Below are 25,782 nucleotides of genomic sequence, written 5' to 3' on the forward strand. Positions count from 1 at the left end.
ATGTGGGGGTTGCTCGCGTTGTCGCCGTGGCGGGTGGCGGTGGCGGTCGCGTGGGGGGTGGTGGCGCTCGGGAGTGGGCTCGGGCTGGCGGCGCTGGCGGCGTGGTTGATCGCGCGGGCGTGGCAGATGCCGCCGGTGCTGGATCTCAGTGTCGCGGTGGTGGCGGTGCGGGCGCTCGGGATCTCGCGGGGGTTGTGCCGGTATCTGGAACGGTTGGCGACTCACGATGTGGCGTTGCGGGCGATGACCTCGGCGCGGACGAGTGTGTATCGGGCGCTGGCACATTCGGATATCTGGTGGTGGCGTGATCCCGAGCGCGCCGGTCTGGCGGTCGGCACCGCCTCGGAGCGGTCGGGTGCTCGGCGCGATGGTGTGGGGATGCGGCGCGGGGATGTGCTGGTTCGGGTCGGCGCCGATATCGACGACCTCGGTGCCGTGGTGGTGCGGGTCTTCGTGCCGGTGGCGGTCGCGGTGGTGCTGTCGCTGGCGGCTGTGGGGTTGATCGCGATCATCTCGCCGCTCGCCGCGGTGATTCTGGCTGTGGCGCTAGGGGTTTCAGGGATGCTGGCGCCGTGGTTGTCGGCGGTGGCGGGGCGGGAGGCCGAGCGGGCGGTGCGCGCGGACCGCGGTGAGTTCACCGCCGAGGCGCTGACGGTGCTCGATCACGCCGCCGAACTGCGGGTCGCGGGACGACTGGACGCGGCACTCGACCAGGCGGACAAAGCATCACGCCGGGCCGTGGCAGCCGAGGACAAGGCCGCCTCCCACAGCGCCTGGGCCGCCGCGGCCACCCCGCTGTCCATCGGTGTCAGCACGCTCGGCGCCCTCCTCGTCGGCATCGCCGCCTATGGCCCCACCGGCGGCCTCCCCGGCGGTATGACCCCCATGGCCCTCACCATCCTGGTCCTCGTCCCGTTGTCGGCCTTCGAAGCCGTCGCGGCCCTGCCCACCGCGGCCACCACCCTCACCATCTCCCGCGCCGCCCTCCACCGCCTCCGACAGGCCGAACGGGACACGGTCGCGCCCACGAGCCCTGCCGCGCGTGATCTCGCAACCGCACGTGATCGCGCTGCTACCGATGGGGCTACCCGCGCTGCCGCTGCCGAGCGTGAGTCCGCCGCCATGGCGGGGCCGGTGCGTGGCGCCGCTGTGGCTACCGGCGGATCAGTGGTGGACCTTCCGGAAGGGCGGCGGGTGGTCGTGGTCGGGCCCAGTGGGGCCGGGAAGACGACTCTGTTGATGGCGTGGGCGGGGTTGTTCGACACACCGCGTGCGGGGGTGACGTTCTTCGCCGAGGACGCGCACCTGTTCGGCACCTCGCTGTTGGAGAACCTGCGTGTGGCCCGGGGCGATCTCACCGAGGAGGACGCCGGGAACGCCCTGCGCGCGGTCGGACTCGGGTCGTGGCTGGAATCGCTGCCGAAGGGCGTGCACACGACGCTCGCCGGGGGTGCGGCCGCGGTCTCCGGTGGGCAGCGGCGGCGCATCCTGCTCGCGCGCGCCCTCGTCGCCCCGGCGCACACCCTGCTGCTCGACGAGCCGACCGAGCATCTCGACGCCGCCGAAGGGGAGCGGCTGCTGCGCGCGCTGCTCGACGCGGACAGCGGACTGGTGGGTCCGGAGCGCACCGTCGTCGTGGTCACGCACCAGCTCCCGGCCGATCACCGCGCGGACACCGTGGTGACGGTGACGGCCACCGGCGCCGTCCATATCGAACCGACGGCCCACAGCAACGCATGACCGAGAGAATCCACCCAGGTCAGAGCCACGATTAAATCAATTGCCCACCTCGCCGCACGCGGCTAGATTCATCGGTACACAAGAGAGGAGGTGGTCTGAAGAATGTATGTTCAACGGATGCGTGAGGTGGCTGCCCGCTAGCAGCCCCACTGTGGGATCACCCCCAGCGGTGCGCTGAGAGCGAATCCCAAGCAGTCACCCGACCCCCGAGCCCCCGGCCCATCCGACCGGGACGCGGAGTTCCCCGGAACCCGCGAATGGCTCGGGGGTCGCTCCATGTCCGGAGGAAAACATGCTGCTCGGAGCGGTGACACGTCGCTACGATGTGAGGATGAACGCAGAGCCGCTACCCGGGGAGGTAGACGATGCGGATGCGCCACCTACGTGGTTGGCGCCTCCAGGGGGGTACACGGCGGAGAAGTTTCTAGCGATGCGCGGCTTGCCGAAACACACCGAGTTGATCGATGGGGGATTGGTCTTCGTGAGCCCGCAGCGCAAGTGGCATCGCCGTGTCGTCGACATGCTCCGTGGGCAGCTGAGCGCGCAGCTCCCCGACAGCGTGCGCGCGGACCGGGAAATGGCGGTGCGACTGAACGACCGGCAGATGCCGGAACCCGATGTGCTCGTGGTGAGCGCGGCGGCCTATGTCCGGGATGAGCCGCAGAGTCACTACTACGCCGAGGACGTCGTCGTCGCCGTAGAAGTGGTCTCGCCGGACTCCGAGGAGCGCGATCGCGATACCAAGCCGTTCAAGTACGCGAAGGCGGGAATCCCGAACTACTGGCGCGTGGAACGCGGGGATGGTGACCAGGTCATCGTCTACGCCTACGAGCTGGACCCGGTTTCGGAGCGCTACCTGCCCGTGGGGATCTATCACGAGCGATTGACGACCCAGGTGCCGTTCGCGCTGGACATCGACCTGACCGCGCTCGAGAACTAGCGCGCGGGCCGGAATCAGCCGATGTAGCGCTGGAGGCGGGCGGAGAGGCGGGGTTCGAGGGTGCCGTCGGCGTCCACTCGCTCCTCGACGTAGGCCAGGTCGCCGCCCTCGACGATGCCGTAGAGGCGCTTGGCGCCGCCGACGACCGCGCCGGACTGGCTGCGGATCACCACGTCGGTGGCCAGTTCCCAGGAGGACTGGGTGCGGGCGGTGCCGTAGAAGAGTTCCACGATGCCGGAGCTGTGGGTGAGCAGCAGTTCGAGCATCTCGTCGTCACCCTCGGTGCCGACCCGCCAGAAGCCGCTCTCGCGCAGGTCGGGGCCCACGAAGGCACCCTCGGTGTCGAGCTTCCAGGTCTGCGATTCCCAGACCAGGTAGTCGCCGCCGTCGTGGGAGACGGTGATCTGCTGGCCGAAGCGGTAGTCGCCGTCGGTGGGGTGGTTGCCCTCGCCCTCACCGCGCCACACGCCGACCAGCGGCAGCAGCGCCAGCATGTCGTGGTTGAGGTCGGGGCCCTCGCGCAGATTCGCGGTGTCGGGCGGCAGCGGCAGGTCCGGCAGCACGGAAATGTTCCGGACACCGGTTTCCTTGGCTCGTTCGGCGGCGACGTTCACTGCCTCGTCACCGCTGCGACGCGGGGCGGCCGCGTCGGTCACGTCACTGGCTTGCTCGGCCGGATCGGAAGATGAGACCACGAGCCGAAGTCTAGTCAGTCCGGGCGACGGATACGCAAACGGCCCTGGTAGGAGACCTACCAGGGCCGTTTGCGGCGGTACTACTTGGCGACCGCGACGTCCACGGCGTGGATGCCGGCGCCCTCGGGGCGGACCTCGGCCGAGCCGTTGCCCGAGGAGGACAGCGCGCGCAGGGTCCACGAACCCGGCGCGGCGAAGAAGCGGAAGTCACCGGTGCCGGAGGCCACGACCTCGGCGGTGAAATCACCGTTGCCGTCGAGCAGACGCACGAACGCGCCGCCCACCGGCTGACCGTCGGTGCTCAGGACACGGCCGGTGATGACCGTCTCCTTCTCCACGTCGACGCCGGCCGGGATGGCCTGACCCTGGGTAGGTGCTGCACACATAGATTTACGCTCCCAACTCGATAGGTGCACCGACGAGCGAACCGTATTCGGTCCAGCTGCCGTCGTAGTTCTTGACGTTCTGGTGGCCGAGCAGCTCCTGCAGCACGAACCAGGTGTGCGAGGAACGCTCGCCGATGCGGCAGTAGGCGATGGTCTCCTTCTCGCCGTCCAGGCCCGCATCCTTGTAGAGCTCGGCGAGCTCGGCATCGGAACGGAAGGTGCCGTCCTCGTTGGCCGCCTTGCTCCACGGCACGTTGATCGCGCCCGGGATGTGGCCGGGACGCTGGCTCTGCTCCTGCGGCAGGTGCGCGGGAGCGAGGATCTTGCCGGAGAACTCGTCGGGCGAACGCACGTCGACGAGGTTCTTGGTGCCGATGGCCGCGATGACCTCGTCGCGGAACGCGCGGATCGAGGTGTCGGGGGTGGCGGCCTTGTACTGGGTGGCCGGGCGCGAGACCGCGTCACGCGAGAGCGGACGACCGTCGAGCTCCCACTTCTTGCGGCCGCCGTCGAGCAGCTTGACGTCGTTGTGGCCGTAGAGCTTGAAGTACCAGTACGCGTAGGCGGCGAACCAGTTGTTGTTGCCGCCGTACAGCACGACGGTGTCGTCGTTGCCGATGCCGCGCGCGGAGAGCAGGTCGGAGAACTGCTCCTGGTTCACGAAGTCACGACGAACCTGATCCTGCAGGTCGGTCTTCCAGTCCAGGCGGACCGCGCCTTCGATGTGGCCACCTTCGTAGGCGGAGGTGTCCTCATCGACCTCGACGAAGACGACGCCGGGGGCGTTGAGGTTCTCTTCGGCCCAGTCAACGGAGACCAGGACATCGGAGCGAGCCATGTTGTTCCTTTCAGAGATGACTTGCGGGGGATCAGTTCGGTGCCGGGGCTTGATGCCGGCGGAAGCGGGCCACCAGCGGATAGATCTGGCAGCCCAGGCAGACCCCGAACGCCGCGTTCAGGAACGCCGCGAACAGGGCGAAGCCGGCGAACACCGCGCCGACGATCGGGGAGCCGAGCGCGAAGCCCAGCAGGGAGAGACCGGCGAACGCGAATCCCAGCCCCTGCGCGAAACGCAGCGGCGGGACGGGCTCGGTCTCGGTCGGCGGACCCAGCCGCGGCGCCACGAACGCCGCGTAGATCCGCCCGTAGGGGTGCTTGGCGGGGCCGCCGATCGCGCCGATCGCGAACACGACGGCCTGCAGGCCGATCAGGATCGCGGCGGCGACGGGGGAGAAGGCGGCGGTGACGAGCACCAGGACCAGCACGCCGGTGGTCACCCAGGCCACGAAGCGTGGCCCTCGGACATCGACGCGCGGTGCGGAATCGAGAGTGGTGGTCATGGGTGCGAACTCCTGCGCTGAGATGAGTCAGTTGACTTCGGATCTGCCAGTTCGCCGGGGGATCGAGACGATCACTCGCGCGGCGGACATAGGTCGGCGTCAGGAATCTCCTCGGAGATGCCGACCGATCAGCGGCACAGGCAGCAACAACCACCGAGGCGACACAGGTCAACTGTGCGGCGTCGGGTGAGCATCAGCTCGTGGTCGGATTGCACGAGAAGTAGTTTACCCGGTCTTCCCGGGAAATGTCGCGGCCCCCCTCGAGCGGGAGCTGGATCACACCGTCAGCGGTTCCAGGGCGGTGCGCAGATCGCCCGCCTTCGGGACGCCGGAGATGCGGAAGCGTTCCTTGCCCTCGGCGTCGAAGACGAAGGTCGTCGGCAGCGACAGGACATTGAGCTCACGGGCCAGCGCGGGGTCGGCGTCGATGTCGATCTCGATGTCGCGCGGGGCGTTCGGAGAATCCGAGAGGTCGGCGGTGACCCCGGCGACCACGCGGCGGACCGCGTCGCACGGGCCGCACCTGTCGGCCGAGAAGTGCAGCACCGCGGGCGCCGAACCGGTGACCCCGGCCGCGTCGAGCAGGCGGGCGCGCTGGGCGGTCTGCGGGTCGAGGGTGGCCGGGCGGATGGCGCCCTGGCGGCGGCGCAGCAGCAGCCCGACCGCGACGGCGGCCAGCACCACGGCGGCGAGGATGGCGAGTTCGATCATCTGCGTTGCAATCGGTCCAGGTCGATGGTCACGTTGCGGCCGATCCCCTCGACGACGATCTGGCCGCCGAGCGCCGACACCTCGGTCGGTGTGACACCGAACGGCAACTCCTTGGTATCGATCGTACGGCTGAAGCGCTCGAGCACCGCCGCCTGATCGGCCTCGGGGATCTCGTTCTTGGTCGTGGTGGTGGTGTCGGTGGGGCCGCTGGTGTCGCGGTAGAAGCCGGTGGCCTGGATGCGGACCTGGTCGCCGTCGAGCAGCAGATCGGCCTGCACCTGCACCGGGACCCGGGTGCTGGTGCTGGTCGGGACGACGCCGGTGCCAAGGACGCGGCCGTTGGGCGCGGTGGCCAGGGTGCCGGTGAGCACGAGGGCGCCCGCGGTGGTCATGCCGGAACCGCCCGAGCCGCCGGTGCTGTCGGACTTGTCGGCCGGGCGGGTGTGCACCTGCAGGTCGGGGATGCCGAAGAGCCTGCCCAGTTCGGTGGGCTCGATGCGCATGCTGGCCTCGACCCAGTCGACCTGCACATTGCGGGCCGCGCCGTCGAGCAGCTGGCCGATCGGGGCGTGCAGGCCGCTGAGGGTGGCCTCCATGCCGATCTCGCCGGGGATGTCCGGGCGCATGCTGCGCGCGCGCAGGGTCACCTTGTCGTAGCGGCCGCCGAGGGCCTGGGCGGCGAAGGGGAAACCGTGGAAGGTCACTTCGGGGTCGGCCGACAGTTCGGCTCCGGCCCGCAGCTGCCGCGACACGTCGTATTCCGTGTAGGCGGCGGCGCCGAAATCGATCACCACCGCCAACCCGGCCAGGCACAGCAGCCCGATGATCAGCTTGCGCATGCGGGTGACTCTATCGCTGCCGACACATCGGGTCGGGCACATGGTGCGAGGTCATGGCCTGCCAGGCGCTAATGTTGCACACGACTGACCTGTGTTTCGGCGACGTAGCTACGCGGCTGCTGTCGTCCGCGGAGCCACGAGATAGGAGGAGAGCCCGGTGGAGCTGCTCCTACTGACCTCCGACCCCAACCCCGACGCGGTACTGCCGTCGTTGGCGCTGCTGGCGCACAACGTCCGCCCCGCGCCGACCGAGGTGTCCTCGCTGCTGGAGGCAGGCAGCGCCGATGTCGCCCTGGTCGACGCCAGGACCGATCTGGCCGCCGCGCGCGGCCTGTGCAGGCTGCTGGGCAGCACCGGGTCCTCGGTGCCCGTGGTCGCGGTGCTCACCGAGGGTGGCCTGGTGGCCGTCAACGCCGACTGGGGCCTGGACGACATCCTGCTGCCCGGCACCGGCCCCGCCGAACTCGACGCGCGCCTGCGTCTGCTGGTCGGGCGCAACGGTGGCGTGGCCAGCCCGGAGAACACGGGCAAGATCACCCTGGGTGAGCTGGTGATCGACGAGGGCACCTACACCGCGCGGCTGCGCGGGCGCCCGCTCGACCTCACCTACAAGGAATTCGAGCTGCTCAAGTACCTCGCCCAGCACGCGGGCCGGGTCTTCACCCGCGCCCAGCTGCTGCAGGAGGTGTGGGGCTACGACTTCTTCGGCGGCACCCGCACCGTCGACGTGCACGTGCGGCGCCTGCGCGCCAAGCTGGGCAGCGAGTACGAATCGCTCATCGGCACCGTGCGCAATGTCGGCTACAAGGCCGTGCGCCCGGCCCGGACCCCGGCCAAGGGCGACTCGGTGAGCTTCCCCGACGACGATATCGACGGCGACGACTCGCTCACCCCGGCCAGCAACGGCACCGCCAAGTAGCCGCGAGACCCGTCCGTCTTCGCCGGCCGGGGAGTATCGGAGGCCGGGCTGGTGTTGGATGGTGCGATGGCGTGGCCGTGGTCGCGCGCGACTGTGAGGAGGCGGCCGAGGTGGGCGCAGCAAATCTGACCTGGACCGATCGGATCGACGAGGACACCGCCGCCCTGGTGCGCGCCCTGCTCGGCCGGGCCAAGGCCGCCGACGGGGTCGCCCCGGTCTCGGAACAGGCGGTGCTCTCGCTGGCCGAGTCCGACCCGTCGACCCGGCAGCTGCTGGCCGAGCGCGACGGCGAACTGGTGGGCTACGCGAATCTCGTTGCGGCACATGACGAACACCCCGCGATGGCCGAGGTGGCCGTCGACCCGGACGCGCGCCGGGCGGGCATCGGTGCCGAACTCGTCGGTGCCGCGCTGGCCGAAGGGGGCGAGGGCGCGCGGGTCTGGGCGCACGGTGACCTGCCCGCCGCCAAGGCCCTCGCCGCCCGTCTGGGCCTGGCCACCGCCCGCGAGCTGTGGCAGATGCGCCGCTCGCTGGCTACTCCGGAGCTACCCGAGCTGACGGTCCCGGACGGCGTGGAACTGCGCACCTACGCGGGCCCCGCCGACGACGCCGAACTGCTGCGCGTGAACAACGCCGCCTTCGCCTGGCACCCCGAACAGGGCGGCTGGACCGAACGCGATATCGCCGCCCGCCGCGCCGAGTCCTGGTTCGACCCGGCCGGGCTGTTCCTGGCCTTCGACGCCACCGATCCCGAGCGCCTGCTCGGCTTCCACTGGACCAAGGCGCACCCCGACGCCGCCCCGGCGGGCGAGGTCTACGTGGTGGGCATCGACCCCGCCGCGCAGGGCCGTGGCCTGGGCCGATCGCTCACCCTGGCCGGTCTGCGGTACCTGCGCGACACCGGGCTCACCGAGGTGCTGCTCTACACCGAGGCCGACAACACCGCCGCGGTGCACACCTACACCACACTCGGCTTCGCCCCGGCGCATGTGGATGTCGCCTACGCGCTCGCCTGAGGGTGCGAGACACCTCACAGCAACGGTGAATTCCGCGCCGACGCTGAATAACGCGCGGCTGAGCGGGTACCGCGCGGTGAAAATAGGGCAAACGTCACATCCGTGACCCTGTTGGCGCCGGGCTGTTCATTCTCCGTTCATCCACGTCGGGCCAACTGTCAACCGTGCGACCTTACGTTTCTTCTGGGCGGCACAGTCGTCGCCTGATGTGCGCGCTGTCCGCGCCGCGCATCGCCCTACTCGCCCGGGCCGGTGAGGGACCGAGCGAGTTGTCAGCAATGTCGGAGGAAAAGTGAACTTCAAGCGCACCAGCGCCCTGGTCGGCGCCGTCGCCGTCGGCGCGATGACCCTGGCCGCCTGTGGCAGCGATGACAACACCACCGCGGGCGGCACCGTCGCCAACACCAGCATCGACTGCGGTGGCAAGCAGGCACTCAAGGCCTCCGGCGCCTCCTCGCAGAAGAACGCCATGGAGCGCTTCGTCGCCGCGTACGAGACCAACTGCGACGGCTTCACCCTCAACTACACCTCGTCCGGTTCGGGCGCGGGCGTCAACGAGTTCCTCGGCGCGCAGACCGATTTCGGTGGCTCCGACTCGCCGCTGAGCTCGAAGAAGGACGAGCCCGCCAAGGCCCAGGAACGCTGCGGCGCCCCGGCCTGGAACCTGCCGACCGTCTTCGGCCCGATCGCCATCACCTACAACGTCGACGGCGTGAGCGACCTCGTGCTCGACGGCCCGACCGCCGCCAAGGTGTTCAACGGCTCCGTCGCCACCTGGGACGCCCCGGAGATCAAGGCGCTCAACCCCAACGCCAAGCTGCCCTCGGAGAAGATCGCCGTGATCTTCCGCTCCGACGAGTCGGGCACCACCGACAACTTCCAGCTCTACCTCGACGCGGCCTCCGACGGCGCGTGGGGCAAGGGCGGCGGCAAGACCTTCAACGGCGGCGTCGGTGAGGGTGCCAAGGGCAACGAGGGCACCTCGGCCGCCATCAAGAGCACCAAGAACTCGATCACCTACAACGAGTGGTCCTTCGCCAAGGCGCAGAACCTGTCCATCGCGCAGATCATCACCTCCGCGAGCAAGGACCCGGTCACCCTGTCGGCCGAGACCGCCGCGGCCTCGATCGACGGCGTGAAGATCAAGGGCGAGGGCAACGACCTGGTGCTCGACACCAGCTCGTTCTACAAGCCCACCGCCGCGGGCGCGTACCCGATCATGATGGCGACCTACGAGATCGTCTGCTCGAAGTACGCCGACGCCGACACCAGCAAGGCCGTCAAGGCCTTCCTGACCTCGGTCGTCACCAACGGCCAGAGCGGACTCGCCGACGCGGGCTACGTGCCCCTGCCGGAGACGTTCAAGACCAAGCTGACCACCGCGATCGACGCCATCTCCTGATCGCCTGAGCCGGCCATGACCATGCACCCCGAGGTGACCGCGCCGGGCCCGTCGAATTCGACGGGCCCGCGGGCGGCCGGAGATACTGCGACTATGCCCGAACCGAAAACCGACAAGACCCCGGCTGCGGGTCGTACCGGCCGTATCGACGCCGAGACGATCTTTCGGTGGACGGCCACCGCGGCGGGCGCGACGATCGTCGCCGCCATCGCGCTGATCGCGTTGTTCCTGCTGATCCGCGCGGTCCCCTCGCTCATGGCCGACGAGGCGAACTTCTTCACCAGCACCGAGTTCTCCACCGGTGACGCGAACAACCTGCGCTTCGGCATCCGTGACCTGTTCATGGTGACGGTGCTGAGCTCGGTGTTCGCGCTGATCGTCGCGGTGCCGATCGGGGTCGGCATCGCGCTGTTCCTCACGCACTACGCGCCCTCGCGGCTGAGCAAGCCGTTCACCATGCTGATCGACCTGCTCGCCGCGGTGCCCTCGATCGTGTTCGGTCTGTGGGGCTTCCTGGTGCTGGCGCCGCAGATCGCGCCGGTGCAGGACTTCCTCAACGACAAGCTGGGCTGGTTCTTCCTCTTCGCCGACGGCAATGTCTCGATCGCCGGTGGCGGCACCATCTTCACCGCCGGTGTGGTGCTGGCGGTGATGATCCTGCCGATCATCACCTCGGTCGCGCGCGAGGTCTTCGCGCTGACCCCGCGCGCGCACATCGAGGCCGCGCAGGCCCTCGGCGCCACCAAGTGGGAAGTCGTGCGGATGACCGTGCTGCCCTACGGCCGCAGCGGTGTGATCGCCGGTTCCATGCTCGGCCTGGGCCGCGCGCTCGGTGAGACCATCGCGGTGCTGGTGGTGCTGCGCACGGCCAGCCAGGCCGGGAACTGGTCGCTGTTCGACGGCGGCTACACCTTCGCCTCCAAGATCGCCTCGGCGGCCTCGGAGTTCAGCTCCCCGCTGCCGACCGGCGCCTACATCGCCGCCGGCTTCGTTCTCTTCGCGCTGACCTTCGTCGTCAACGCGCTGGCCCGCCTGGCCTCCGGCGGAAAGGTGAACGGCTGATGGCCACCACGACGCTGCTCGACAAGCCGGTCAAGGCGCCGACGTTCCGTCACGTCAGCACCGGCAGGCGGATCAAGAACAACCTCGCCACCGCCCTGGTCACCACCTGCTTCGTGATCGCGCTGATCCCGCTGGCCTGGGTGCTGTGGCTGGTGGTGAGCAAGGGCATCACCGCGATCGTCACCGCGGACTGGTGGTTCAACTCGCAGAAGGGCATCCTGCCCGACCAGACCGGCGGCGGTGTGTACCACGCCATCTACGGCACCATCGTGCAGTCGGCGATGGCCTCGGTGATCGCGGTGCCGCTGGGCATCATGGCCGCGGTCTACCTGGTCGAATACGGGCGCGGGCGGCTGGCCAAGGTCACCACCTTCATGGTCGACATCCTCGCCGGTGTGCCCTCGATCGTGGCCGCGCTGTTCATCTTCGCGCTGTGGATCGCCACCCTCGGCATGCCGCAGAGCTCCTTCGCCGTCTCGCTGGCGCTGGTGCTGCTGATGCTGCCGGTGGTCGTGCGCAGCACCGAGGAGATGCTCAAGCTGGTGCCCGACGAGCTGCGCGAAGCCTCCTACGCCCTCGGTGTGCCGAAGTGGAAGACCATCGTGCGCATCGTCGTCCCGACCGCCGCGCCCGGCATGATCAGCGGCATCCTGCTCTCGGTCGCCCGCGTGATGGGCGAGACCGCGCCGGTGCTGGTGCTGGTCGGTTACAGCAAGTCGATCAACCAGAACATCTTCGACGGCAATATGGCCTCGCTGCCGCTGATGATGTACCAGGAGCTGGCCAACCCGGAGGCCGCGGGCCGCGAACGAGTCTGGGGTGCGGCGCTCACGCTGATCCTGATCATCGCGGTGCTGTACCTGGCCGCCGCCGGCGTCAACAAGCTGCTCACCCGCAACCGATAGAAGCGAACGGACAACTCCCATGGCCAAGCGGATCGACGTCAAAGATCTCAACATCTACTACGGCAGCTTCCACGCCGTGTCGAGCGTGGACCTGACCGTGCTGCCGCGCAGCGTCACCGCCTTCATCGGTCCGTCGGGTTGCGGCAAGTCCACCGTGCTGCGCTCGCTCAACCGCATGCACGAGGTGACCCCGAACGCCCGCGTCGAGGGCGCGGTGCTGCTCGACGGCGAGGACATCTACGGCTCGGCCATCGACCCGGTCGGCGTGCGCCGCACCATCGGCATGGTGTTCCAGCGCCCGAACCCGTTCCCCACCATGTCGATCAAGGACAACGTGGTGGCCGGGCTGAAGTTGCAGGGCGTGCGCAACAAGAAGGAACTCGACGAGGTCGCCGAGCGCTCGCTGCGCGGGGCGAACCTGTGGAACGAGGTCAAGGACCGGCTCGACAAGCCCGGTGGTGGCCTCTCCGGTGGTCAGCAGCAGCGTCTGTGCATCGCCCGCGCCATCGCGGTCTCGCCCGACGTGCTGCTGATGGACGAGCCGTGTTCGGCGCTGGACCCGATCTCCACCCTGGCGATCGAGGACCTGATCACCGAGCTCAAGAAAGAGTTCACGATCGTCATCGTCACCCACAACATGCAGCAGGCCGCGCGCGTGAGCGACCAGACCGGTTTCTTCAACCTCGAGGCCCAGGGCAAGCCCGGCAAGCTCATCGAGATCGACGACACCGAGAAGATCTTCTCCAACCCCACCCAGCGCGCCACAGAGGACTACATCTCCGGCCGCTTCGGCTAGGAAAAACCCCGGCCACGAGAAAGCCCCCGCCTCCTCGAAGGAGTGCGGGGGCTTTTGCGTGTTCCTAGTTCTCGACGTCCTCGTCGGAGGGGAGCACGCCGGTGACCAGGAAGATCACCCGGCGGCCGATCTCGACGGCGTGGTCGGCGAAGCGCTCGTAGTAGCGGCCCAGCAGGGTGACGTCGACGGCGGAGGCCACGCCGTACTTCCACTCGCGGTCCATCAGCAGGGTGAAAAGGTGCCGGTGCAGGTCGTCCATCGCCTCGTCGTCCTGGTTGAGCTGGGCGGCACGCTCGGGATCACGCGTCTCGAGCACCTCCTTGGCGCCCGCGCCCATGTTCACCGCGATGCGGCCCATCTCGGCGAAGTAGCCGTTCACCGACTCCGGCAGCGTGTGGTTGGGGTGGCGGCGGCGGGTCACCTTGGCGACGTGCAGCGCCAGCGCGCCCATCCGGTTCACGTCGTTGACGATCTGGATCGCGCTCACCACCTGCCGCAGATCGCCCGCGACGGGCGCCTGCAAGGCCAGCAGCGCGAAGGCCTTCTCCTCGGCCTCGCTGATCATCACCGAGATCCGGTCCTGCTCCCCGATGACCTGCTCGGCCAGCGTGAGGTCGGCCTGCAGCAGCGACTGGGTGGCCCGTTCCATCGCCTGGCCGGCGAGACCGGCCATCTCGCCGAGGAGGTTGGCGAGATCGGCCATCTGCTCGTTGTAGATCACACGCATGAAAGCTGACCCTAGTGGGTACCAGCAGCGCTGTCACCCAACGCCGGGTTAATGGCGGATGGCTGCGCGGCTGCTCAATCGCAGCTGGTGTCGGCCGCGTTCATGTGCTCGAGGTCCGAGGGCAGGGCCACCGGGGCGGCGGTGATCGGCTCACCGGAAGCGGCACCGGTGATCTCGGAGCCGACCGCGGTGGGGGTGCGGACCGTGCCGGCGAAATCCGAGCCGAGGATCAGGTCGACGATGCCGCCGTCGAGGTCGTCGGCGCGCTCGATCGAGGCGCCGGGGATGGCGCTGGCGACGGTGGCGGCCTCGGCCTCGTTGCCCGCGGAGTAGCGCACCTTGGTGGTGTCGCTGCTGCCCAAGGCGTAGTTGCCGACGTGGTAGATGCCGAAGCCCTGCGCGCCGAGCCGGTTGGCCGTCTGCTGGGCGACACCGCCCAGGCCGGAGCCGTTGGACACCCGCACCGAGACCGAGCTGGGGTTCACCGCGTAGATCTTGGGCGCCTCGGTCGGTGGAGCCGAGCTCGACGAGCTGATCGGCGGGGCGGTCTGCTCGCCGGGCAGCGGCTGGTCGTCGATGATCGCGCGGAAGATGGCCTTGATGTCGGACTCACGCGGGATCTCGTTGCCGTAGGCGGTCGTGCCCGCGGTCGGGGCGGTGATGAAGGTGACCGCGCCCGCGCTCACCTTCTGCAGCGAACGGCCGAGCAGGATCAGGTCCTGGGTGTTCACCCCGTCGACGAAGGTGTGCTCGCGGAAGGCCTCCACCGAGCCCTGCAGCTTGCCCGGGTCGAGCAGCACTTTGTTCGACAGCGTTCCGCGTAGCAACGCGGACAGGAATTGCTGCTGGCGATGGATGCGGTCGTAGTCGCTGCGTTCCTCGCCGATCACATGCCTGGCGCGCACGTAGTTCAGCGCGGTCTGGCCACTGATGACCTGGCGGCCGGACGACTCCAGCACCGTGCCGAGCACACCGTCGATGATCGGTTTGGTCGAGCACACCTCGACGCCGCCGATCTTGTCGACCATGGCCTCGAACCCGGCGAAGTCGATACCGATGAAGTGGCCGATGGACAGGCCGGTCATCTTCCGGATGACGTCGACCAGGCACTTCGGGCCGCCGAGCGCGTAGACGGCATTGAGCTTGTCGCCCATGAAGGGCTGGAAGAACTCGCCCGTGTACCCGGGCTTGTCGTTGTCCCAGCCCTCGCACTTGGGCCGGGAGACGTCCAGGTCGCGGGGGAACGACACCGCGACCACGCGCGAGCGGTCCTTCGGGACGTGCACCAGCATCACCGTGTCGGCGCGCGCGCCCTCGGCGTCCTCGATCGAGCCCGCGCCCACGCCGGCGTTGGCGCCCGCCCGGGTGTCGGTGCCGATGATCAGGTAGTTCTCGTCACCCAGCTGCAGATCGCCGTCGAGCACGTCCTCGGTCGATCCGTCCAGCGCCGAGACCTGCGTGAAGCCGCTGTTGGTCGCCTGCAGATAGCTCCAGCCGCCACCGGTGATCACCAGGGCGAGCACCGCCATGAAGGTCAGCGAGACGCGTCCCGCCATCCGCGCCTGCCTGCGCCGATGCCCGTCCGCACCGGAGCGCTTGTCCCCGTCGGGCCGCTTGGGTGGCGCGGGCGGCGCCGTCTTGACCGGCCTGGCCCGCTGGGGCGGCGCGGCCGTGTCGGTGATGGCGGGCAGGATGTCGGTGACCGGGTCGCCCGGATCGTTGCGCACGCCGACGGGCAGCGCGGTGGTCGCGGTGCGGTCGGCGGGGGAGGGGGCGGTGCGGCCCGCGATGTCCTCGGCGACGGGGGAGGAATCGGTGCGCGGCGCGATGTCGGCGCGCGGGGTGGGGCGGGGAGCCTGTTCGCGGGCGCGGCGGCCCGCGCGGGAGGCGGGGGCGGCCTCGGGGGCGGGAGCCGGGCGTCTGCGTTTGGTGCGTTCGCTGTCGACGCGGTCGACGAGGTCCTGCACGGTCAGCGGCGCGGAACCGGAGTCCGGGGCCGAGTCGGCGTGCCGGGAGCGCCTGCCGGTGCTCTCGGTCTCGGTGGGTTCTGCCGTGGGGTAGCGCTCCCAGGGGGCGCGACCTCCGGACCTGGGCGTACGCCCGCGCCGATCGTCACCCACCAACGAACCTCACTTCTCACTCTGGCGCAGCCTGCGCGTCATCGTCCGGCTCCGGGTCGGACCGGAGAGGAACGATGTCCGCAATGATAACGATTCCGCCACGAGAGGCCACTCCTGTGCGCAAACGAACCGCTGGCGATCTCGTTGCGCACTGATGACATTGCCCCCGTGACCTGGCTCGCGCTCAGCCTCCGCTGTGCATCACATCGGCCGCGGTGGGCACGGTGTCGTCCTCGGGATCGTCGAGCCAGCCCTCCGGCAGCACCACTTTGGTCTGCGGGGAGCCCTGCCTGCCGCGGGGGCCGAGGGCGTCGGTGGGGAAGGGCACGTCCGGGTCGAGCTGGGCCACCAGCTCCTCGATCTGGGACAGCCGGGAGACGGTCGCGAAGCTGCGCCGCAGCTGCGAGCCGACCGGGAAGCCCATCAGGTACCAGGCCATGTGCTTGCGGATGTCGCGCATGGCCTTGTCCTCGCCGTCGTGCTCGGCGAGCAGGGTGGCGTGGCGCACCAGGATCTCGCCGACCCGGCCGAGGGTGGGCCCGTCCGGGATCGGCTCGCCGCGCAGCGCGGCGCTGAGTTCGGCGAACAGCCACGGGCGGCCCAGGCAGCCACGTCCGACGACGACGCCGTCGCAGCCGGTCTCGGCCATCATCTTCAGCGCGTCGTCGGCGGTGAAGATGTCCCCGTTGCCGAGCACGGGGATGGTGGTGACGGCCTCCTTGAGGCGGGCGATGGCCGACCAGTCGGCCGCACCGGAGTACAGCTGGGCGGCGGTGCGCGCGTGCAGGGCGACCGCGGCCGCGCCCTCGGCCTCGGCGATGCGGCCGGTGTCGAGGTAGGTGTGGTGGTCGTCGTCGATGCCGATGCGGAACTTGAACGTCACCGGCACGCCCGCCGGTTCGGCCGCCGCGACCATCTCGCGCACGATATTGGCGAAGAGCCTGCGCTTGTAGGGCAGCGCCGAGCCGCCACCGAGCCGGGTGACCTTCTTGACCGGGCAGCCCAGATTCAGATCGATGTGATCGGCCCAGCCCTCGCCGACCACGATGCGCACCGCTTCGCCGAGCGTCTTGGGGTCCACGCCGTAGAGCTGCATCGAGCGCGGATGCTCGTTCGCGTCGAAGGCCATCATGTGCAGCGTCTTCTCGTTGCGCTCCACCACCGCCCGCGCGGTAATCATCTCGCAGACGTAAATAGCGGTGTCGCTGCCGAATTCCCGGCAGAGTTTGCGGAACGCGAGATTGGTGATGCCCGCCATCGGTGCGAGCACGACCGGCGGATCGACCGCGTACGGCCCGATCCGCAGCGCCGCGGGGGCCTGGGGCATCGTGATAGTCACGCACGCCATTGTCTCATTGCCCGAGGTAGCACCCGAAATTACCCGCGTACCGTCCGTCACACCGAGTAGGAGAAGGGTCACAGATGAGCGATTCGACCAGTGGACGGGCCGCGGTCGCGGCCACCGTGGCGGCGGCGGTGTTCGCCGCGGGCGGCCCGGCGCTCGCCGCCCCGGACGGCGAGGCGTTCTATCAGCCGCCCGCGTTCGCGGCCGGTGAGCACGGTGACCCGATCTGGTCGGCCCCGCTGACCGGCGTCGCCGCCCTGGCCGACGCCGCCGTCAACGAGCGTGTGCTCTACCGCTCGGAATCGGTGCACGGCGAGCCGATCGCCGTCTCCGGCATCATCGCCCTGCCGAGGACACCCGCGCCCGGCCACCCGGTGGTGAGCTGGGCGCACGGCACGCTCGGCTCGGCCGACCTGTGCGCGCCCTCGCGCGATACCGCCGAATCCCCGGCACACCCGTTCAACGCCGACCCACAGCCGGTCCTCAACGCGCTGCTGCGCGCGGGCTACGCCGTGGTGATGACCGACTACGAGGGGCTTGGCACCCCCGGCCCGCACCCGTATCTGCTCGGTGAGTCCGAGGCGCGCGGCGTGCTCGACATCGTCCGCGCCGCCCGCGCCCTGCATCCGGAGCTGTCGGCGCGTTTCGCGACCTTCGGTCATTCGCAGGGTGGCCAGGCCGCGTTGTTCGCCGCCCATCACGCGCCGACCTGGACCCCCGAGCTCGAACTCGTCACCGCCGTGGCCACCGCGCCGGCCAACAACATCGCCGCCGGTTTCCAGGCGAGCCTGCTGGCGCCGGTGACCAACGAGGGCTTCGCCTTCCATCCGCTGTTCGTCACCGGCGCGGTCGCCGCCGACCCGGGCATCGACCCCCGCGCGATCTTCACCGACCGGGCCTACGAGTTGTACCTGCGCGACACCGAGTCGCGCTGCCGGGTGGGCCTGAGCGAGCCCGATTCCTGGGGTGGCATCAGGGGCACCGAGATCGTGCGCCCGGAGGCGCTGGGCGGCCCGGATTTCGCGAAGCTCATCGCCCGGCTCACCGCGACCCAGCCCGCCCTGCCCATCGCGGCACCGGTGCGGGTGGTGCAGGGTGCCGACGACCCGCGCGTGAACCCCGCCGGGACGGCCGCGCTGGTCGCCCAGCTGCGCGCGATCAACGGCCCCGACCGGATCACCGAGGTCACCTACGAGCAGTCCGCGCCCAACCCGATCAGCCCGCACTTCGGCGTGCTGCACACCGACACCGACCCGCTGCTGGCCTGGCTCGCCGAGCGCTTCGATGCCTGAGACCAGCGGGTGTGATCGATATCGCCCGGACGCCGGTTTCCCGGGTTTGCGCTGGTCCTGAGCAACGCGACGGCGCGAGTTACCTGGGACGCGATGTCCCGGTTCGGGTCGGTCGTCAGTAGCCTGTGTCTGCCGACACCTCCGTAATCGAAAGCGACGAGCCATGCCCGACAGCACCGAAGGCGCCACCGACCTGACGAAGAAGGCCGAGCCGACCGAGCCGCAGAAGGGCACCGTCGCGCTGCGGGTCTCCTCGCTGATCGGCGGTGGCGTGATCGCCGTGCTCGCGATCATCGCCATCGTCCTGGGCGTCCTGCTCGGCTCCGCCCGCTCGGAACTGTCCGACCGCGACGCACAGGCCGCCGACGACGCCAGGGCCGAGCAGATCGCCCTGGACTACGCCGTCGGCTCGGGCAATGTGAACTACCAGGACTACAACGCCTGGCTCACCAACCTCAAGGCGGGCACCGCCAAGCCGGTCGCCGACAAGTTCGACGCCGCCAGCCCCAAGCTCGAGCAGATCCTCGCCGTGTTGAAGTGGACCTCCGCCGCCACCCCGATCACCGCCAAGGTGATCTCGCACGAGGGCGAGGTCTACCAGGTCGACGCCTTCGTCGACGTGAGCACCACCAATGCCCAGAATCCCGACCCGCAGCGCAACACCGTGCTGTTCACCATCACCGTGGACGCGGGCCAGGACTGGAAGATCACCGATGTCGGCGGCGGCACCGACGGCATGCTCCCGGTGAAGTAACCCCCGTCGACACCGAACGCCGCCCGCCGATCACTCGGCGGGCGGCGTTCGTCGTCGGTGCCGGCTAGACGCCGGCCAGTTCGCGCTTCTTGGCCTCGCGGGCCAGCATGCGGTCGCGCTGCTCCTCGAACTTCAGCACGTCCTCGCCCAGCTTCTCCAGGAAGCCGGCCAGGCGCTCGCGGGTGGCCTCGCCGCGGGCGGTGAAGTCGGTCCGCTCGAAGACGTTCCACTTCTTGAGCACCGGCTGCACCACCTCTTCGAGGTGCTGACGCAGGTCGTAGATGCCGTGCTTGGCCATCAGCACGCCGTTGCGCCGGAAGTTGGGCATCCCGGCGCCGGGCATCTGGAAGTTCTCGACGATCAGCGAGATGGCCTCGATCGCCTGGTCGGGGCTCAGGTCCAGCGCCGCGCCGCAGAGGTTGCGGTAGAAGATCATGTGCAGGTTCTCGTCGGCGGCGACGCGCTGCAGCATGCGGTCGGCGATCGGGTCGTCGCACACCTTGCCGGTGTTGCGGTGACTCACGCGGGTGGCCAGCTCCTGGAAGGTCACGTAGGCGACCGAGTGCAGGAAGCCCGCGTCCACCTCGGCGGGGGAGGCGAAGCCGTTGGTCATGTGGATCATGCGGGCGTTCTCCAGGGCGACCGGATCCACGCCACGGGTGACCACCAGGTAATCGCGCATCACGATGCCGTGGCGGTTCTCCTCGGCGGTCCAGCGGCCGACCCAGGTTCCCCAGGCGCCGTCCTGGGAGAAGTTCTCGGCGATCTCACGGTGGTAGGAGGGCAGATTGTCCTCGGTGAGCAGGTTGGTGATCATGGCCGCCTTGGCGACCTCGCTGAGCTGGGACTGCTCCGGATCCCAATCGATGCCACCCATGGCCGCGAAGTTGCGGCCCTCGTCCCACGGGACGTAGTCGTGCGGGTGCCATTCCTTGGCCAGCGACAGGTGCCGGTTGACGTTTTCCTCGGCAACCGGCTCCAACTCCGTGAGCAGTTCGAGTTGAGTCAGATCCCTTGCCATGTAAAAACCCTTCGCTGTCGTGCTTGCGGTCGAACGTCGCGATGCGGCCATACCTTACGGCACCGTAGGTGTGATGCGAAACATTGTCGTGCGCGGCCACATCGTCGGCAGATGCCGGTTGGTCTTGCTGACGAGTGTAGGTGTACGGCCCGCAGCGTAGGGACTATCGCTGCGGGCCGCAGGGTGTTAGCGCTTGCCGCCGAGCAGCCCGCCGAGCACGCTGCCCAGCGCTGCGCCCGCGTTCTTCGACAGCGCCTCGCCGATCATCCCGCCGAGTCCACCGGTGGAGCCCGCGCCGCCGAGCAGCCCGCCCAGCAGGTCGCCGAGCCCGCCCCCGCCCGCCTGCGGCTGGGGCTGTGGCGCGGGTGCGGACCCGCCGCCGGTGAGCTGCTTGGCCAGGTAGGCGAGCACGATCGGGGCCAGGATCGGCAGCAGCTTGGCGACCAGGTCGTTGCCGCCGGTCTCGCCGGTGGCGCCGAGCGCGCTGATGACGGTGTTCTTCTGGTCACCGAAGACGTTGTCGACGATCTTCGCGCCGTCGGCCACGTCGACCTGGTTCAGATCCACCGCGCCCGCGCCTTCGACGAGGCCGCCGTGGTTGTCGAGTGCCCCGAGCAGCGACGCGGCGCCCTCGGGCGCGGCCGCGTTCTCCTGCAGGCCGCCCAGCAGCGTCGGCAGGGTCGCCTGGACGGCGGTGGTCGCGGTCGCCTGGTCGACGCCGAGCTGCTCGGCGATCTGGGCGATGGGGACTTGGGAGAGCAAATCATCGAAAGAGGTCATCGGCTCCGCCTGGGTAGAGGGTGCCCGGTAGGCCCGGGTCGCGCCCAGGGTATCCGTGGACCTCGCGGTGTGGTGCCCCCTGTAGGACTCGAACCTACGACCTAGTGATTAAAAGTCACCAGCTCTACCAACTGAGCTAAAGGGGCGCGGTGGGGAGTCTAGCGGACGGTGCCGCGATGGGCCGAATACCGGTACCCGGTGCCGTCGCGTGGTGTCCGGCGGAGGTCGGTAACGCCGCTGGTGGGTGTCGCTATCGGCGGTAAACGGCTGGTACCCATCGACGTTCGGACTTCCCGTTTCGGTGGGTTATCGAATACTGTTGCCGGGCAACAACTTTGAAAGAGCTAGGAGTGTCCGGTCGATGAGGTGGTCCGGTAGGGGTGCCGGTCTCGCGACCTTTCGGCGAACTGCAGGGGGTTCCCGGAAGGGCGGAAGGCCAGGTCAACCGGATTGTGCCACTGTGGAATTGGTAGCCGATGTAACCAATTCGGTCGCTATCCGTTTGCTGTGGTGGATATCCGGTCCGGATGTTCGGACGGGTGCCTCATTTGCCGCGTGTCGACCCGCGAATACGGGTACGGTGACCACCTGGTGAATTTCGGAACACGCCTGGTGCGACAGGCCGGGGAATTCATCGAGGGTTCGGGTGCCGGGGTGATCGCGATGGGCACGCGAACTTCTGGCAAAGGGGTAATCGGCACCGCAGGAGGAGGCGGTTCGCACAGGTAGTGGAGCCCGAGTGTGCACCCCCTGCGGCGCACCCGGGCCGACGAACCATACCAGTCGGTGGGGTACCGGCTATTCAAACCACTATTCGCGTCAGCGAACGTTCGGAGGCGTTTCGAGCATGGCACGGCAGCAAGAGCGGGCACGCCGGACACGCGCGGCGATAATCAAGTCCGCGGCCGTCGAGTTCGGGAAGAGCGGATACGCGGCGGCATCGCTCAACCGCATTCTGGAGGGGTCGCGGGCGACCAAGGGGGCGATGTACTTCCACTTCGACTCCAAGGAAGATCTGGCGCGCGCGGTCCTCGAGACCGCGGTCGAGCGCTACCGGTTCTGTGCCGAGCGCTGGCTGGCACGCGCCGATCTGGGTCCGCTCGACGTGCTGCACGGCATGGTCGACGAGATCGCCCTGCGGCTCGAGCACGACACCATCGTGCAGGCCGAGTACCGCCTGGTGATCGAACCCGATTTCCACCGCGACGCGGGCAACGGCGGCGGGCGCATCGTCGGCCGGGCCACCCGCGTGCTCGCGGTGCGTGCCATCGACGACGGCCAGCTGCGCGCCGACGCCGACCCCGACCGCTTCACCCGCACCCTGTCCGCGGCCCTGGCCGGCCAGCGCTACCTGGTCGACCCGATCGCCAACGGCTCGGCCGCCGATCTGCGCGGCCGCTTCGCCGAGGTGCTCGAGGTCATCGTGGAGGCCATGGCGACCCCGCTGTGGATCCAGAGCTTCCGCAGCGACGGGTGGCGTGCGCAGGCTCGCCTCGACGACCTCGGTTTGGGCGCCTGACCAGCCGATTTGGAAGTCTGCGCACACCTGTCATAAGCTATGCGAGCTCCCAACGGAAACGTTGAAAGCCGGTCCGGAGAGATCCGGGACGAGCCCCCTTCGTCTAGCGGCCTAGGACGCCGCCCTTTCAAGGCGGTAGCGCGGGTTCGAATCCCGTAGGGGGTACAGTCTTCGGACTGTGTAGCAGTACAGCAAGGCCCTGTGGCGCAGTTGGTTAGCGCGCCGCCCTGTCACGGCGGAGGTCGCGGGTTCGAGTCCCGTCAGGGTCGCAAGTAAGCGCCGGATTCATTCCGGCGCTTCGCGTTCGGCATTCAGTATGGGTGCCTGCGGCCAGGTAGCTCAGTTGGTACGAGCGTCCGCCTGAAAAGCGGAAGGTCGCCGGTTCGATCCCGGCTCTGGCCACCACGATCCCCTCACCAGATTCTGGTGAGGGGATTTTTGCGTTCGTGGGTCAGATGCCGGCTTCGTCGGCGACGGTGAGGGCCTGCTGGACCACCGCGTCGATGCGTTCGACGGTGGGGGTGCCCGCGGCGGCCCTGTTGCGGGGGTCGTCCTGGGCGCGGCGCAGGACGCCTTCGGCGATGATCGCGAGTTTCCACAGGCCCAGGGTGTGCCAGTAGCGCAGGGCGGCGGGGTCGCGGCCGGTGAGGTCCAGGTAGGTCGCAGACATTTCGGCGCGGGTGGGGAAGCCGGGCAGGGACGAGGCGGGGAAATCGCCGCCGGTGTCCTCGCCGGGTTCCACCCAGTAGGCGAGCAGGCTGCCCATGTCGGCCAGCGGGTCGCCGAGGGTGGACAGTTCCCAGTCCAGCGCGGCCACGACCTCGCCGGTGACGGGGGAGGTGATCACGTTGCGCAGGTGGAAATCTCCGTGCACGAGGGTGACCTCGCGCTGCTCGGGGATCGCGGCGGCCAGGCGGCGGGTGAGCGCGTCGATCTCGGGCAGGTCCCTGGTCCGGGACTGCTCCCACTGCCCGCCCCAGCGCCGGAGCTGGCGTGCGGCGTAAGGCTTGTGGCTCGCCAGGTCCGCCAGGCCCACCGTGTCGAGGTCGACGGCGTGGATGCGGGACAGGGTGCGTGGCAGCGAGGCGGCGACGGCGCCGCGCTGGGCGGGCGTGAGTGCCTCGACGGCGGGCATGGTGTCGAGGACCTGTCCGTCGACGAACTCCATCAGCACCAGCGCCGCCTCCGACACCGCCGGGTCGTCGAGCACGCCGAGCACCGCGGGCACGGGCACGTCGGTCGGGGCGAGCGCGGCCATGATCCTGGCCTCGCGCACCACGTCGTGCGCCGAGGCCAGCAGGTGTCCCAGCGGCGGGCGCCGCAGCACCCAGCGCCGGTCGGCGCCGTCGCGCACCAGATAGGTGAGATTCGATTGACCCAGGCCGATGCGGTCGAACCGCAGCGGCGCCGCGTGTTCGAGGCCGAGCGCGGTGAACCACCGCTCGATGACGGCCGGGTCGATCCCGGTGAGATCAGCCACCGGACACCGACCGGAACATCGCGGCGTGGCCGAGCTTCTGACCGCCGTCGATCACCATGGTCTCGCCGGTGACCCAGCTCGCCGCGTCGGAGACCAGGAAGGCCACGGCGGCGGCGATGTCGTCGGGCTCGCCGATCCGGTCCAGCGCGGTCGCGCCCGCCACGGCCTGCTCGTGCTCGCGCCACAGCGCCTCGGCCAGCTTGGTGCGCACCACACCCGGCGCGACGGCATTGACCCGGATCTTCGGCGAGAGTTCCAGTGCCAGTTGCTTGGTCAGGTGGATCAGCGCGGCCTTCGAGGCGTTGTAGAGCCCGATATCGGGTTCCATGGTGAAGCCGCCGATGGAGCTGGTGTTCACCACGGCCCCACCGTGTTCGCCCATCCACGCCTTGGTGACCAGCGAGGTCCACAGCACCGGCGCCCACAGGTTCACGTCGAAGATCTTGGCGAAACGCGCGTGGTCCTGGTCGATCACCGGGCCGAAGGCGGGGTTGGTGCCCGCGTTGTTCACCAGGATGTCGATGCGGCCGAAGCGTTCCATGGTGAGGTCGACGCAGCGGCGGGCGGCGTCCTCGTCGACGGCGTGCGCGCCGACACCCAGTGCGGTGCCGCCGAGCTGCGCGGCGGCCGCGTCGGCGGACTCCTGGGTGCGCGAGGTGAGCACCACGTCGGCGCCCGCGGCGGCCAGGGCCTGGGCGGTGGCCAGGCCGATGCCGCGCGAGGCGCCGGTGACGATGGCGGCGCGGCCGGTGAGATCGAGTCCGGTCATCACTTCTTCTCCTGGTACTTGCGCAGTTCCTGGTGCGCGATGCTGCGCTTGTGCACTTCGTCGGGGCCGTCGGCCAGACGCAGGGTGCGCAGGTGCGCCCAGGCCATGGCCAGCGGGAAGTCGTCGGTGACGCCTGCGGCGCCGTGCACCTGGATGGCCCGGTCGACGATCTTCAGCGCGATGCTCGGCGCCGCCACCTTGATCGCGGCGATCTCGGTGCGCGCCTCCTTGTTGCCCACGGTGTCCATCAGATACGCGGCCTTCAGCGTGAGCAGCCGGATCATCTCGATGTCGATGCGCGCTTCGGCGATCCAGTCGCGGATATTGGCGTTGGCGGCGATCGGCTTGCCGAAGGTCTCGCGGCTCAGGGCCCGCTTGCACAGCAGTTCCAGCGCCCGCTCGGCCATGCCGATACTGCGCATGCAGTGGTGGATACGGCCCGGACCCAGCCGCGCCTGGCTGATCGCGAACCCCTCGCCCTCGCCTTTGAGCACGTCGGTGACCGGCACCCGCACGTCCTCGAAATCGATCTCGGCGTGGCCCTCGCGGTCCTGGTAGCCGAAGACCGGCAGCCCACGCAGCACGGTGACACCGGGCGCGTCGATCGGGACGACCATCATCGACTGCTGCCGGTGGGTGGCCGCGGTGGGATCGGTCTTGCCCATCACGATGAGCACCCGGCACAGCGGATGCAGCGCGTTGCTGGCGAACCACTTGCGGCCGTTGAGCACGTACTCCTCGCCGTCACGCACCATCGACAGCTCGATATTGGTGGCATCAGCGCTGGCCACGGCGGGTTCGGTCATCGCGAAGGCCGAGGCCATGGTGCCGTCGAGCAGCGGCTCGAGGTACTTGCGCTTGTGCTCCTCGGTGCCGAACAGCTCGAGCACTTCCATATTGCCGGTGTCGGGCGCGTTGCAGTTACACGCCTCCGGCGCGAGCACACTGCGACCCATGATCTCGGCCAGCGGCGCGTACTCGAGGTTGGTCAGGCCGGGGCCACGACCGGGGTGCGGGTGGAAAAGATTCCACAGTCCGCGGCGCTTGGCCTCGGCCTTGAGCTCTTCGAGAACCGGCGGCTGGAAGTGCGGGTCGCCTGCTTCGCGCATCTGCGCGGCGTAGACGGGCTCGGCCGGGTAGACGTGGCTGTCCATGAAATCGAGCAGGTCAGCCCGGTATTTCTCGGCCCGTTCGGAGACTTCGAAGAGTGACATGGAGCGAACC

The 25,782-nt window shown here is 69.2% G+C and carries 25 protein-coding genes and 4 tRNA genes; 14 read left to right on the forward strand and 15 right to left on the reverse strand.

Annotation, left to right across the window (positions count from 1 at the left end; genetic code table 11):
- Together cydC and ACFC06_RS20960 are read left to right on the forward strand one after the other, a co-directional pair.
- Window positions 1-1,740, forward strand: coding sequence for a thiol reductant ABC exporter subunit CydC (gene cydC / locus ACFC06_RS20955; RefSeq protein ID WP_375935668.1), 1,740 nt, complete (start codon window positions 1-3; stop codon window positions 1,738-1,740).
- 331 nt (window positions 1,741-2,071) lie between these two features.
- The gene (locus ACFC06_RS20960; protein ID WP_375933649.1) at window positions 2,072-2,680 is read left to right on the forward strand and encodes a Uma2 family endonuclease; all 609 of its coding nucleotides are present in this window, start codon (window positions 2,072-2,074) and stop codon (window positions 2,678-2,680) included.
- Between the two features lie 14 nt (window positions 2,681-2,694).
- On the opposite strand, the gene ACFC06_RS20965 is transcribed toward ACFC06_RS20960, so the two are convergent.
- The 6 genes from ACFC06_RS20965 to ACFC06_RS20990 all read right to left on the reverse strand — a co-directional run bounded on the left by ACFC06_RS20965 (window position 2,695) and on the right by ACFC06_RS20990 (window position 6,651).
- Window positions 2,695-3,375, reverse strand: coding sequence for an FABP family protein (locus tag ACFC06_RS20965; protein ID WP_375933652.1), 681 nt, complete (start codon window positions 3,373-3,375; stop codon window positions 2,695-2,697).
- A gap of 80 nt (window positions 3,376-3,455) precedes the next feature.
- Entirely contained in the window at window positions 3,456-3,761 is a 306-nt protein-coding gene (locus tag ACFC06_RS20970; RefSeq protein WP_375933655.1) for a DUF1416 domain-containing protein, read from the reverse strand.
- Between the two features lie 4 nt (window positions 3,762-3,765).
- Window positions 3,766-4,599, reverse strand: coding sequence for a sulfurtransferase (locus ACFC06_RS20975; RefSeq protein WP_375933657.1), 834 nt, complete (start codon window positions 4,597-4,599; stop codon window positions 3,766-3,768).
- A gap of 31 nt (window positions 4,600-4,630) precedes the next feature.
- A complete protein-coding gene (locus tag ACFC06_RS20980) occupies window positions 4,631-5,101 on the reverse strand; it encodes a DUF4395 domain-containing protein (protein ID WP_375933660.1) in 471 nt (156 codons plus the stop codon).
- Window positions 5,102-5,377: 276 nt separating this feature from the next.
- Window positions 5,378-5,812, reverse strand: coding sequence for a thioredoxin family protein (locus ACFC06_RS20985; RefSeq protein WP_375933663.1), 435 nt, complete (start codon window positions 5,810-5,812; stop codon window positions 5,378-5,380).
- Entirely contained in the window at window positions 5,809-6,651 is an 843-nt protein-coding gene (locus ACFC06_RS20990) for an LmeA family phospholipid-binding protein (RefSeq protein WP_375933666.1), read from the reverse strand. The genes ACFC06_RS20985 and ACFC06_RS20990 overlap by 4 nt, the downstream gene beginning before the upstream one ends.
- A gap of 157 nt (window positions 6,652-6,808) precedes the next feature.
- Here ACFC06_RS20990 and ACFC06_RS20995 point away from each other — a divergent pair, with 157 nt between their 5' ends.
- The 6 genes from ACFC06_RS20995 (at window position 6,809) to pstB (ending at window position 12,751) form a co-directional block, all read left to right on the forward strand.
- Window positions 6,809-7,570, forward strand: a complete 762-nt coding sequence (locus ACFC06_RS20995) for a winged-helix domain-containing protein (protein WP_375933669.1) — start codon at window positions 6,809-6,811, stop codon at window positions 7,568-7,570.
- Between the two features lie 125 nt (window positions 7,571-7,695).
- Window positions 7,696-8,586 carry a mycothiol synthase gene (gene mshD / locus ACFC06_RS21000; protein WP_375935671.1) on the forward strand — a complete coding sequence of 297 codons (891 nt, stop codon included), beginning with the start codon at window positions 7,696-7,698 and terminating at the stop codon, window positions 8,584-8,586.
- Window positions 8,587-8,878: 292 nt separating this feature from the next.
- A complete protein-coding gene (gene pstS, locus ACFC06_RS21005; protein ID WP_375933672.1) occupies window positions 8,879-9,988 on the forward strand; it encodes a phosphate ABC transporter substrate-binding protein PstS in 1,110 nt (369 codons plus the stop codon).
- 93 nt (window positions 9,989-10,081) lie between these two features.
- Window positions 10,082-11,050: a phosphate ABC transporter permease subunit PstC gene (gene pstC, locus ACFC06_RS21010; RefSeq protein WP_375933675.1), complete on the forward strand. Its 969-nt coding sequence runs from the start codon at window positions 10,082-10,084 to the stop codon at window positions 11,048-11,050.
- Window positions 11,050-11,955: a phosphate ABC transporter permease PstA gene (pstA, locus tag ACFC06_RS21015; protein ID WP_375933678.1), complete on the forward strand. Its 906-nt coding sequence runs from the start codon at window positions 11,050-11,052 to the stop codon at window positions 11,953-11,955. The genes pstC and pstA overlap by 1 nt, the downstream gene beginning before the upstream one ends.
- 19 nt (window positions 11,956-11,974) lie before the next feature.
- Complete coding sequence (pstB, locus tag ACFC06_RS21020; protein WP_278264711.1) at window positions 11,975-12,751, forward strand: phosphate ABC transporter ATP-binding protein PstB; 777 nt, start codon at window positions 11,975-11,977, stop codon at window positions 12,749-12,751.
- 64 nt (window positions 12,752-12,815) lie between these two features.
- Here the strand turns inward: pstB and phoU are convergent, their stop codons facing one another.
- The 3 genes from phoU to dusB all read right to left on the reverse strand — a co-directional run bounded on the left by phoU (window position 12,816) and on the right by dusB (window position 16,925).
- Window positions 12,816-13,478 carry a phosphate signaling complex protein PhoU gene (phoU, locus tag ACFC06_RS21025; RefSeq protein WP_375933682.1) on the reverse strand — a complete coding sequence of 221 codons (663 nt, stop codon included), beginning with the start codon at window positions 13,476-13,478 and terminating at the stop codon, window positions 12,816-12,818.
- Between the two features lie 74 nt (window positions 13,479-13,552).
- Window positions 13,553-15,598, reverse strand: coding sequence for an LCP family protein (locus tag ACFC06_RS21030; RefSeq protein WP_375933685.1), 2,046 nt, complete (start codon window positions 15,596-15,598; stop codon window positions 13,553-13,555).
- Window positions 15,599-15,782: 184 nt separating this feature from the next.
- Window positions 15,783-16,925, reverse strand: coding sequence for a tRNA dihydrouridine synthase DusB (gene dusB, locus ACFC06_RS21035; RefSeq protein ID WP_375935674.1), 1,143 nt, complete (start codon window positions 16,923-16,925; stop codon window positions 15,783-15,785).
- 95 nt (window positions 16,926-17,020) lie between these two features.
- Between dusB and ACFC06_RS21040 the strand changes: the two genes are divergently transcribed.
- Both ACFC06_RS21040 and ACFC06_RS21045 read left to right on the forward strand, forming a co-directional pair.
- On the forward strand, window positions 17,021-18,235 hold the full coding sequence (locus ACFC06_RS21040; RefSeq protein WP_375933688.1) for a lipase family protein: 1,215 nt from the start codon (window positions 17,021-17,023) through the stop codon (window positions 18,233-18,235).
- A gap of 163 nt (window positions 18,236-18,398) precedes the next feature.
- Window positions 18,399-18,989 (forward strand): hypothetical protein, encoded by a 591-nt coding sequence (locus ACFC06_RS21045; protein ID WP_375933690.1) that lies wholly within the window; start codon window positions 18,399-18,401, stop codon window positions 18,987-18,989.
- Between the two features lie 64 nt (window positions 18,990-19,053).
- Here ACFC06_RS21045 and ACFC06_RS21050 read toward each other — a convergent pair whose 3' ends face one another.
- From ACFC06_RS21050 to ACFC06_RS21060, 3 genes are all read right to left on the reverse strand, one after another.
- Complete coding sequence (locus tag ACFC06_RS21050; protein ID WP_375933692.1) at window positions 19,054-20,010, reverse strand: acyl-ACP desaturase; 957 nt, start codon at window positions 20,008-20,010, stop codon at window positions 19,054-19,056.
- A 186-nt stretch (window positions 20,011-20,196) separates the two neighbouring features.
- The gene (locus ACFC06_RS21055; protein WP_375933695.1) at window positions 20,197-20,790 is read right to left on the reverse strand and encodes a DUF937 domain-containing protein; all 594 of its coding nucleotides are present in this window, start codon (window positions 20,788-20,790) and stop codon (window positions 20,197-20,199) included.
- 70 nt (window positions 20,791-20,860) lie between these two features.
- Window positions 20,861-20,936: transfer RNA gene (locus ACFC06_RS21060), tRNA-Lys, on the reverse strand.
- 701 nt (window positions 20,937-21,637) lie between these two features.
- On the opposite strand from ACFC06_RS21060, the gene ACFC06_RS21065 reads away from it, so the two are divergent.
- The 4 genes from ACFC06_RS21065 to ACFC06_RS21080 all read left to right on the forward strand — a co-directional run bounded on the left by ACFC06_RS21065 (window position 21,638) and on the right by ACFC06_RS21080 (window position 22,714).
- Complete coding sequence (locus tag ACFC06_RS21065; protein WP_278264704.1) at window positions 21,638-22,309, forward strand: TetR family transcriptional regulator; 672 nt, start codon at window positions 21,638-21,640, stop codon at window positions 22,307-22,309.
- A 92-nt stretch (window positions 22,310-22,401) separates the two neighbouring features.
- A tRNA-Glu gene (locus ACFC06_RS21070) sits at window positions 22,402-22,474 on the forward strand.
- Between the two features lie 30 nt (window positions 22,475-22,504).
- A tRNA-Asp gene (locus ACFC06_RS21075) sits at window positions 22,505-22,578 on the forward strand.
- Window positions 22,579-22,637: 59 nt separating this feature from the next.
- A tRNA-Phe gene (locus ACFC06_RS21080) sits at window positions 22,638-22,714 on the forward strand.
- Window positions 22,715-22,760: 46 nt separating this feature from the next.
- Here ACFC06_RS21080 and ACFC06_RS21085 read toward each other — a convergent pair.
- The 3 genes from ACFC06_RS21085 to ACFC06_RS21095 are packed head-to-tail and all read right to left on the reverse strand — an operon-like array spanning window position 22,761 to window position 25,772.
- Window positions 22,761-23,789 (reverse strand): phosphotransferase family protein, encoded by a 1,029-nt coding sequence (locus ACFC06_RS21085; protein WP_375933698.1) that lies wholly within the window; start codon window positions 23,787-23,789, stop codon window positions 22,761-22,763.
- Window positions 23,782-24,558 (reverse strand): SDR family oxidoreductase, encoded by a 777-nt coding sequence (locus ACFC06_RS21090; RefSeq protein WP_375933701.1) that lies wholly within the window; start codon window positions 24,556-24,558, stop codon window positions 23,782-23,784. Before ACFC06_RS21090 ends, ACFC06_RS21085 begins: the two co-directional genes overlap by 8 nt.
- A complete protein-coding gene (locus ACFC06_RS21095) occupies window positions 24,558-25,772 on the reverse strand; it encodes an acyl-CoA dehydrogenase family protein (RefSeq protein WP_375933704.1) in 1,215 nt (404 codons plus the stop codon). Before ACFC06_RS21095 ends, ACFC06_RS21090 begins: the two co-directional genes overlap by 1 nt.
- Between the last annotated feature and the right edge of the window lie 10 nt (window positions 25,773-25,782).

Origin of the sequence: Nocardia sp. NPDC056064 (assembly GCF_042266925.1) — a bacterium.
Classification (GTDB): Bacteria; Actinomycetota; Actinomycetes; order Mycobacteriales; family Mycobacteriaceae; genus Nocardia.